Source organism: Oscillospiraceae bacterium (assembly GCA_035380125.1).
GTDB lineage: Bacteria > Bacillota > Clostridia > Oscillospirales > JAKOTC01 > DAOPZJ01.
The window spans coordinates 30,693-40,654 of record DAOSWV010000010.1; the positions used below are offsets into that span (position 1 = coordinate 30,693).

Below are 9,962 nucleotides of genomic sequence, written 5' to 3' on the forward strand. Positions count from 1 at the left end.
TTTCATAAGGCCGAAGGGCAAATGTGAATTAGTCGGAATGGGTCTTTTGCGGTTCGGTGAGCAGCGGATTAGCGGCCGTCGGAACAGGCGCTTCTTCTCCGAGCATTTTGCGCAGCATCTCGCGCCCGCGGCTGAGCCGCGCATATAATGCCGAGGGGCTGATTCCGAGGATTTTTGCCGTCTCGTCGCCGCTGTAGCCCATCTGGTAATAAAGCGACAGGGCTTCGCGGTATTTGACCGGAAGTTCCAATAAGATTGCAAGGGTGTCGTTTTCCTCATCGGGTGCTTGGACGAAATCCAGCGTTTCACTGTCGGCGCGTTTTTTGCGCCACCAATGGGATAAGGAGTCCTTACAGAGGTTTTTGGCCGTGACGATCAGCCACGCTTTGAGGTGTTCGTCGCTTTCGAAGGCCTTTTTACTCTCCATCAACCGTACGAAGGTGTCCGCGGTCGCATCTTCCGCATCGGATTGATTTTTGAGATAGACGAAACACACCCGGTAGATCATAGCCGAGTAGGTTTCAAACACCTGCTCAATTTCCGTGAACTCGGTCGGCATCAACTCACCTCCAACCTCAATACGAATCAACGAAGGATTTTCTGACAAAAATATAAAAATTTGGAAATAAGAATCTTCATTTCCATTTTAACGCCAAAAGAGAAAAATAGCAATATTTTTCCTCGTCCGAAAGCGTTTGCTTTTGCCTGTGTATGTCGGTATAATAGCGGTAAGAGGAACTTCAGGCAAAAAGCGCTTAGGAGGGAAATCATATGGCCGGAAAAGGAAAAAGCGCGAATCTGCGCTGCGGGCTGCTCGATTTTCAAGTCGGCGAATGCCACGATTCGATTCCGTTTGACCCGGAGGAATATGTGAAAGCGTCGGCGGAGGCGGGCATTCAAACGCTTGTCTTTATCGGCAAGGACGCCTACGGCTGCGCTTTTTATGATTCCGATCTGGTCGGCAGAAACGCGTCCGTTAAAAGCGATTACCTCAAACAGGCCATCCAAGCGGGGAAAAAATACGGCGTTGAAATTTATACCTATTTTAATGTTTTACTGGATGACAAACTCGGGGAACAATTCCCGCAATACAGGATGATCAACGGCAGCGGCGAACCGGTGATCGCCTATGATTATTATAAAATTTTATGCCCAAACAGCCCGTATTTCGAGATCGCAAAAGAGCGGATTGCCGATCTGCTCGGGCGGTATGAAGTGCAGGGCATCTTTTTGGATATCACCTATTTCAGTCCCGACACCTGCCACTGCCGCTTTTGCAAAGAGCGCTTTGAAAGACAATACGGTTATGCGCTGCCGGACAAATTCGAACGGGGAACTAAAGAATTAAGGGATTTTAACGAATTTTTGCTTGATTCGAGAATCCGATTGCTCGAAGGGCTTACACAGACCATTCGTAAAACGCGTGACGTGAACATTATGTGGAACGGCTCGGGCAATCCCCGCATGGAAAACGAGGCCGATGAGAAAGCCGATATCTTATCGACCGAGTTTCACGCACCGGATTTTACCGACGGATTGTTACGAGTGAAATGGGCATGTTCGCGGGGCAAGCCGGTGGTGATGAGTACCCCGTATGAACTGGGCAGTTGGGGCGATTGGAGCATTCTGCCCAAGGAGAGCATGGAGACCGTTGTTTCGATGATCACCGCAAACGGCGGCGGGTGCGCGGTCAACCATGTGCCGTATCCCTCGGGCGAATTTGCCTCGAGTGTGAATCGGAGCGTACAGGAATATATCAAAGGCACATACGGAAAAGTCGAAGCGCTGGAACCGTGGCTCAAAAACACCGAAAGTGTGTCCGACATCGCCGTGATCAATTCTTTAGCAAGCCGCAAGTTATCGCAATGGGGCAGGGTTTATCAAAACGACAGCTATCCGCATTCCTTGACGGGTGCGGTGAAAATGCTGCTCGAAAGCGGCCGCCATTTTGACGTGCTGTCGGAAAAGACCTTTTGCCAAAACGCGTTGGGATATCACACTGCGATTTTAGCCGGAGCGGCGTGTTTGGAACAAGAGACCGCCGAAGCGATGCGGGATTTTGTCAAAAACGGCAGCGTTTTGATCGCCTCGGGACCGGTTGGTTTATACCGTGAGGACGGCAGCCGACAGGATAACTTGATGCTTTCCGATCTGTTGGGTGTTGATGATTACGGCGATTCCGAATTTTCAGTCGATTATATTTGTGATATTGATGAGAGGATTTCGCACGATATTCCCGACAGTCCGATTCTGGCGCATAAGGCGAATACAAAGGCGGTGCGGGTTTCTCTCCGTGAAAATGCGGTCAGCGGGGCGGTTTTGGCGGAACCCTTGTTCGAATCGAGTTTAAGCAGACACGTTTACCACCAGCACGCGCATCCGGCCCGAAGGTCGGGACATCCCGCCGTTGTTGTCAATCAATTCGGCAAAGGCACATGTATTTACTTTGCGCCCGAGATTTTTTCGTCTTTTCACGCGACCGGTTCACCCTGGCTGTTGAAGATGGTGCAAAACGTTTTGGATTCGTATTGCCGGAGCACGGTTCGGGTGGAAGCGCCGGTCTGCCCGCATGTCAGTTTGAGAACGCAGGGCGGTAAATGGATTGTGCATTTAATCAATGTCAGCGGGTCGCGGTTCGATCTGTCGAAATCGTTTTTAACCCAAATGATTCCCATGCACGATGTTAAAATTCGCATTGCAAAAAAGGCCTCGAAGGTCTATTTGGTGCCGGAAAAAATCCCCCTGCCGTTTACGGTCGAGGGGAATGAGACGACTGTGACGATTCCGGTGCTTGAGAGCAGCCGGACGATTGTGATTGAATAGCGGTTATTTGTAAATGGCGATCAGGTTTTCGACCGGGACATCCTCTTGAATGCAGTGCGCAGGGGAGAGGATATAGCCGCCGTCTTTAAACAACTCGCGCAGTTCGGCGCATTTTTTGCGTACCTGTTCCGGCGTTCCGTTCGGCAGCAAGTCCTGCGTGTCGACGCCGCCCCAGAAGCAGATGGATTTGCCGTATTCGGCCTTGAGCCGCTCGGGTTCCATCAGATAGGCATTCGGTTGAATGGGGTTCAAAATTTCAACGCCGCATTCGATCAGGGTCGGGATCAACTGGAATACCGATCCGCAGGTGTGGTGCTGGAATTTGGCTTTGGTAAAGGTCTTGGTATAGCGGATGCGCTCGGCAAAAAACGGCATAACTGTTTCGCGGAACATATCCACCGACATAAACATGCCGCGCTGGGTGCCGAAATCGTCGCCGCTCGTGGTGGCGTCGATATAGCTGCCGAGTGCCGAATAATACCGCTCGATCAGGCGCTTTTGATACTGCCAGATGCGATCGAAAAACCATTCGACGGTCTCGGGTTCGGCGGCAAGGCGGTAGAGAAAATCGTCGAATCCGAACATCCAGCAGGCCGATTCGAACACACCGTAACAGGGATGTTGGGCGATGACGGCGTAATCGGTGTTTTCAAATAAATCCTTAGCATGGGCAGCGAAACCGTCGAAAATGCTCTGGGGGATGTCGTCGGCGGATGGGAAAAAATATTCCTTGACCCGTTCGAGCGGCAGATCGTGCAGCGGGTTTTCGACAATTTCATAGTGACCGCCGACACTGGCATAGCGGATGCCCCATTCGTCGACATAGCCGTCGGGGGTCTTTTTGGAATGCGGGCTTTTCGGGGTCGGAAAGCCGCCGGTCAGACGGGTATCGGTGTCGAGCAGCTCCAAAATCCGGTTGTCATAGAGACCGCTTCCGGTGTATTCGCCGTTTATTTTTAAAAGTTTACGCAGTTGATTCGTCGTCTCCTCGGTCATCACCAGGGTCTGCGGGCAGCCCGCGAGGTCGAACGGCACCCGATCGGGCGTGCGGTGATTCACGGCGGCATTAAAGCGCTCTCTGTGGGTCATATACTGATTTCCTTTCGAGGTCAATATTTTATTGTTTATGATTATAACATAACAGAAACAAAATAGACATGAAATATTGAAATTCAAATTGTAAACCGCTTTTCGGTGTGATACAATTCATGCGGATAGAAAAGGATTCAATCTGAATTCCGAACTCTGAATTCTGAATTTACAAGCGGGGTGTAAATATGACCGGAAGAGAACTCGTAACTGCGGCGCTGTCGCATATTGAAACGGACACAGTGCCGTGTTTTTGCGATTTTACGCATCAGGAATATGACAAAATGGTCGCTTTCATGGGTGAGGAAAAACTGAAAGCGCTGCGTCCGAATGTGATTTTCGGGGGCGAATATGCCGGAGAACCGCGCTTAATGGCGGGTAAACCGGAACATTTTATCGACGATTTCGGGGTGATTTGGGACCGCAGCGGCGTCGACAAGGATATCGGCGTCGTGGCGAACCATGTGTTCCCCGAGCCGGATATGAAGTACTGGAACCCGCCGAAAGTTGCCGCCGACAAGATGCGCACCGTGGCAAAGCGGGTTTCGGAACAGGCGGGCGATCGGTTTACCTTTGTCGGGATCGGGTTTTCGATGTTCGAGCGTTACTGGACGCTGTGCGGCATGGAGGACGGGCTTGCCTATATGCTGACCGATCCGGATTTTGCCGAAGCGCTGTTCGGGGCGATCTGCGACTTCAATTTGAAACTGATCGACATCATTTTGGAATATCCGGTCGACGCGGTCTATTTCGGCGACGACTGGGGTCAGCAAAAGGGGCTGATCATGGGGCCCGCGCTGTGGCGCAAGTTCATAAAGCCGTGTTTGGCGAAGATGTACGGGCGGGTTCGGGCAGCCGGTCGGTTCGTGGTGCAGCATTCCTGCGGCGACATTGAGCAGGTGTACGGCGACCTGATCGAAATCGGGCTGACCTGCCACCAGACCTTCCAACCCGAGATTTACGACATTGAAGCCGTCAAGAAAAAGTACGGCGGTAAACTGGCGTTTTGGGGCGCGATTTCAACCCAACGCCTGCTGCCGTATGCAACGCCCGAAGAGGTGGCGGCAGAGACCAAGCGGATTATAAAGGTAATGAAACCGGGCGGGGGATATATCGCGTCGCCGACCCACGCCGTGCCGGGCGACGTGCCCTGCGAAAATATCGTGGCGATGTTAAAAGCGTTCCAAGAACAATAAAAACAGGAGAAAAAACAGGAGAAAAAACATGAAATACAGCGGCGAATATACACAGGCGGTCTCGTTTCCGCTCGGCGGCATCGGCAGCGGGTGCATCGGGCTTTCCGGAAATGGGCAGCTGATCGACTGGGAGATTTTCAATCACCCCTCCAAGGGTTCGGTCAACGGCTATACGCATTTTGCGGTGCGGGCGCTCAAAGACGGCAAAATTCTCGATGCGAGAGTGCTGGACGGCGATTTATACGGAAAATTCATCGGGCATGCCGACGAGCCGTTTTCCGGTTCCGGTCCCAACGGACGCAGCATGGCGGGCTTTCCGCATTTTTTAAACTGCGAATTCGAGGGGAATTTCCCGTTCGCCGATATCGCGTTTTCCGACCCGCATTTTCCTGCGGAGGTCAAGCTGACCGCGTTCAACCCGTTCATCCCGTTGAACGACGCCGACAGCTCGATTCCGGCGGCGTTTTTTGAGATCGAACTGCACAATACCACCGATTCGGAACTCGAATACGGCGTGTGCTTCAGCGTCGCAAACCCCTCCGACAACGGTGTGAATACGGCGCTCGGAAACAAAAAAGGCATGCTGCTGTCGGGAGAGGGTGAACTGTGCGCCGCAACCGACTGTGACGACGTTTCGATTCAGCTTTACCGTTACCGGGGCAACTGGAGCGACGCGCCCGAGACCTTTTGGCGCGAAATGACCGAAAAGCCGGTTCTGCCGCCGCGCAATTACGACACGCCGGGGAAACTCGACACCGCCGTGATCGAGGCGCGTGTGAAAATCAAAGCCGGAACGCGCAAAACGGTGCGGTTTGTGCTTGCTTGGTACTATCCCGAGGTCAGCCGCACCTGGCAGGTGCTCTCGATGGCGAAAGGCGACGTCCCGTGGGACACCAAATGGAAAAACTATTATGCGAAACTGTTTTCCGGCGCGCAAAACTGCGCCGATTACTGCCTGAAAAATTGGGAACGGCTGCGCGGTGAGAGTAAAAAGTTTCAAAAAGCGCTCTCAGAATCGACCCTGCCGCCGGAGGTGCTTGAGGCGATCTCCGCAACGCTGTCGGTGTTGAAATCGCCCACCGTGCTGCGGCTTGAAAACGGTGAATTCTACGGCTGGGAAGGCGTCAATTCGAAAACAGGAAGCTGCGAGGGCAGCTGCACCCACGTCTGGAACTACGCCTACGCGCTGCCGTTTTTGTTCCCGAAACTCGAGCGGTCGGTGCGTGATTTGGATTATGCTTATAATATGATGCCGACCGGAGAAATGCAGTTCCGGCTGATGCTGCCGCTCGGCAATATCCATATGTTCCGCGCCTGTGCCGACGGGCAGTTCGGCGGCGTGCTCAAGGTCTGGCGCGACTGGAAACTCTGCGGGGATGATGATTGGCTCCGTGGGCTTTGGCCGAAGGTCAAAAAGTCGCTCGAATACGCGTGGAGCAGCGAAAACCGCGACCGCTGGGATTTGGACAAGGACGGCATGCTGGAAGGACGGCAGCACCACACGCTCGATATGGAACTGTTCGGGTCGTCGTCGTGGCTGCAGGGCTTTTATCTGGCGGCGCTCAAAGCCGGAGCCGAAATGGCCGAATATCTCGGTGAGCCGGAAAAAGCCAATGAATATCTCGCGGTATACGAGAGCGGCAGGAAAAAGACCGAAGAATTATTTAACGGGAAGTATTATCAGCAAAAGATCGACCTGCACGACGAACACATCCTCGACCCGTACCCGGATACCCGCGAAAACTATTGGAACGCAGAGGCCGGGGAGATTAAATATCAAATCGGCGATGGCTGCGAGATCGACCAGCTCTTGGGGCAGTGGCATGCCGATATTTGCGGGCTCGGCGAGTTATTCGATCCCGATCATGTGCGGATTGCGCTTGAAAACCTTTATAAAAATAACTTCAAATCCTCGGTGCGGGAGTTTTACAACCCGTTCCGGTTGTATTCGCTGAACGACGAGGGCGGCACGGTCATCTGCACCTATCCCGAGGGCGCCGAAAAACCCGCGATTCCGATTCCCTACTGTCAGGAGACCATGCACGGTTTTGAGTATTCCGCCGCAGGGTTATTGTATAAGCACGGGCTGAAAGCACAGGCGATTGAGATGGTTCGCGCGGTGCGCGAAAAATACGACGGCAAAAAGCGAAACCCCTACAACGAGATCGAGTGTGGCAACAACTACGCCCGCTCGATGGCGACTTATGCGTTTATACCGTTGATCTCGGGATTTCAATTTGACATGGCGCAGGGCATGATCGGGTTCGCCCCGATTGATGAACTGCCTGAATTCCGCTGCATCTGGAGCGTGGACTCAGCGTGGGGAACGGTGAAAATCACCGAAAAAGAGTTGGAACTTGCGATATTGGGCGGGGAACTGCCGTTGAAAAAGCTGCGCACAACGATTTCCGGCGGGAAAGTGACCGTTGACGGAAAAGCGGTGAAAGCCGTTTACCGGGACGGGGGATACGAGTTCGGTCAGCCGGTGACGGTGGGGGATAAGTTGAGTATTAAATAAATAAAAACCTGCGCCCGCCTCGAAAGAGGCGGGCGCGACGTTATTATAAGTTCGCCCCTACAATTACAGGGACATTGACCCTGTGTCAATTTAGACCGTTGGGAAATCCGGGCACTCGGTTTCTGGATTGCTTCGTCATAGCGCGGGATTCTGCCCCGCGCTTTTCCTCGCAAAGACGGGATAATCCGCACAGCGCGTCAGGCGGACCGCAGTCCGTTATGCCGCGTCCTACATGAAATTACAAGATCTTATTCATATACAGCCCCGTGACCGGCTTGGGGAAGAACCAGGTGGATTTCTGTGGCATCTTTTCGCCTGCGCCCGCGACCGCCGTGATCTGGCTCACTTTGGTGCCATTCATAAAAAATCCCGCGTTGTATTTGCCGCTTTGTACGCCCGCAATCAATTCTTCGGCGGATTTGGTGTAGTCGAGGTTTTTTTGAGCCGCCATATTCTCGCGGTCGATACCCATCGGCTCTAAAATGAGTTTGTGCAGTACCGAGACATCGAGCGTGTCAAGCGGGTCGGTTGAGTCGATCGGGGTTTTTAAAGTCATCAGATACCACTCGTCACCGCCGGCATAGAAGCCGAAGGCGTTTTGAGCCGTATGTTTTGTCAATTCCGCTTCGGCGGTTCCGGGATTCGGCAGACGGGTAATATTAAAGTCCTTTGACCAGAGTTTTAGCAGGGAAGCTGCATCGAAATCGGGCAGGGAATGCAGCAGGCGGTGAATCGGCAATACCGTCAGGCCGGGGTCGTCGATGTCACACAGTAAGATCATCACGGAATTTGCCGGATGGTCACCCTCAACTTTGACACCGCTTTCGCGCAGATGACGGCGGAAATTGAGCGCGGTCTCATAACGGTGGTGACCGTCGGCGATAAAGAGTTTTTTATCGGTAAACAGATTGCAGACGGGTTGATATTTTTCGGCATCTTTGATAACCCAGAAGCGATGCAGATCGCCTTCGGCGGTAAATTCGACCTCGGGCTTTTCGGAGGTCAGGTATTTGGTATGTAAGGCAAGTTCGCGGGTTTTATCCTCGAACAGCGCATAGACCGGGGAAAAACTGCAGCCGGTGATTTTTAAAAGTTCAAAACGGTCGGCTTTGGGACCCGAAAGGGTGTTTTCGTGGGGGATAATGACCCCTTCGTCGTGTTCCGCCAACCCGACTCGCGCAACATAGCCGCCAATGCGCTTGGTTTCCCCTTTTAATATGTAAGTGCGTTCGTAATAGTACAGACAGGGGGTTTGTTCTTCAAACAACACGCCGTCCTCGAGCATTTGATTCAGCGTAAATTTGGCGGCGGCGTATTTATCGGAACCGGTCGGAAGTTCCAGAACGATGGCGTTATTGGGATTGGTTTCGGCCAATTCCGCCCTGCGTTTTTCACTCACCGCATCATAGGGCGGGCAGACCAAGGTGCCGGGTTCGCCGGCTCTGTTGAAATTGTATCTTAAAGCGCAGAAAGGACTCACTCTTGCCATACTCGCACCTCCAAAATAATTTGATATTATAACATAAATAGAAGGGGTTAGCAAACAGGTAATTGATGGATGGGATATAATGGTAACATTTTTAGAAAATATTTGTGATTTAGTCACATTCATGTAACCTTAAACCCGAAAATGTAACCCAAATGTAACTATGAAATGGTAAAATAATGTCGTAAACCGCAAAAAAAGCGGCAAGTAAGAAATTTAACGATCAACAGAAAGGTATGGTTGATAAATATGAAAACTCTTTCGAAAATCGGTGTAGTCCTCCTCTCGATGATGCTGGTTTTATCGTTTGCAAGTATGGCGTTGAGTGCCGTGCCGGTGGATGGTAAAAAGACTTCATCTGCAACCAGCAGTACATCGAGCTTCCTGGATGATATCTTCTTTATTTCCAAGACTGATGATCCCGGTACGGGCGATTACAGCTACAGCGGTGCGCAAATCGTTGTTTTCAAGAAGGCCTCTGAAAAAGCTTTCGTTTGCATAGACGCTTCTCTTCAGAGCACTTTCGAAGCTTACTTCGCCTCTTCTTCCGGAGCAGCGGATGCGTTTTTTGCAAAACTCGCCGCAGCGGATCCCAGTTTGAACGGCAGTTATGAAATCGTATACTTCACCGCCGGCACGACAGGAAGCTATTACAACAGTCAGGGAAAAGTCACATCGACCTTCACGTTCAACAGCAACGGTACATTCACCATCACGGTAGGTGGTATGAGCCATTTCGATTTGTTCGGCTTCGACCCGCCGACGACGAGCAGCACCCCGAGCAGCAGCGAAGAGAGCAGCGTTCCCAGCAGCACTCCGAGCAGCAGCGAGGAAAGCAGCGTTCCCAGCA

7 protein-coding genes are annotated in these 9,962 nt (G+C 52.1%); 4 read left to right on the top strand and 3 right to left on the bottom strand.

Features of this window, described 5'->3' with window-relative positions:
• Nucleotides 1-28 precede the first annotated feature (28 nt).
• The gene (locus tag PK629_05175) at nucleotides 29-559 is read right to left on the bottom strand and encodes a sigma-70 family RNA polymerase sigma factor (protein HOP10864.1); all 531 of its coding nucleotides are present in this window, start codon (nucleotides 557-559) and stop codon (nucleotides 29-31) included.
• 212 nt (nucleotides 560-771) lie between these two features.
• Here PK629_05175 and PK629_05180 point away from each other — a divergent pair, with 212 nt between their 5' ends.
• A complete protein-coding gene (locus tag PK629_05180) occupies nucleotides 772-2,823 on the top strand; it encodes an alpha-L-fucosidase (GenBank protein ID HOP10865.1) in 2,052 nt (683 codons plus the stop codon).
• A gap of 3 nt (nucleotides 2,824-2,826) precedes the next feature.
• Here PK629_05180 and PK629_05185 read toward each other — a convergent pair whose 3' ends face one another.
• Complete coding sequence (locus tag PK629_05185) at nucleotides 2,827-3,912, bottom strand: uroporphyrinogen decarboxylase family protein (GenBank protein HOP10866.1); 1,086 nt, start codon at nucleotides 3,910-3,912, stop codon at nucleotides 2,827-2,829.
• A 188-nt stretch (nucleotides 3,913-4,100) separates the two neighbouring features.
• On the opposite strand from PK629_05185, the gene PK629_05190 reads away from it, so the two are divergent.
• Both PK629_05190 and PK629_05195 read left to right on the top strand, forming a co-directional pair.
• Nucleotides 4,101-5,108, top strand: a complete 1,008-nt coding sequence (locus PK629_05190; protein ID HOP10867.1) for a uroporphyrinogen decarboxylase family protein — start codon at nucleotides 4,101-4,103, stop codon at nucleotides 5,106-5,108.
• Nucleotides 5,109-5,136: 28 nt separating this feature from the next.
• The gene (locus tag PK629_05195) at nucleotides 5,137-7,626 is read left to right on the top strand and encodes a GH116 family glycosyl-hydrolase (GenBank protein ID HOP10868.1); all 2,490 of its coding nucleotides are present in this window, start codon (nucleotides 5,137-5,139) and stop codon (nucleotides 7,624-7,626) included.
• Between the two features lie 238 nt (nucleotides 7,627-7,864).
• Here PK629_05195 and PK629_05200 read toward each other — a convergent pair whose 3' ends face one another.
• Nucleotides 7,865-9,115 (bottom strand): DUF1015 domain-containing protein, encoded by a 1,251-nt coding sequence (locus PK629_05200; protein HOP10869.1) that lies wholly within the window; start codon nucleotides 9,113-9,115, stop codon nucleotides 7,865-7,867.
• Nucleotides 9,116-9,361: 246 nt separating this feature from the next.
• Between PK629_05200 and PK629_05205 the strand changes: the two genes are divergently transcribed.
• On the top strand, nucleotides 9,362-9,962 hold a 601-nt coding region (locus PK629_05205; protein ID HOP10870.1), incomplete at its 3' end, for a hypothetical protein.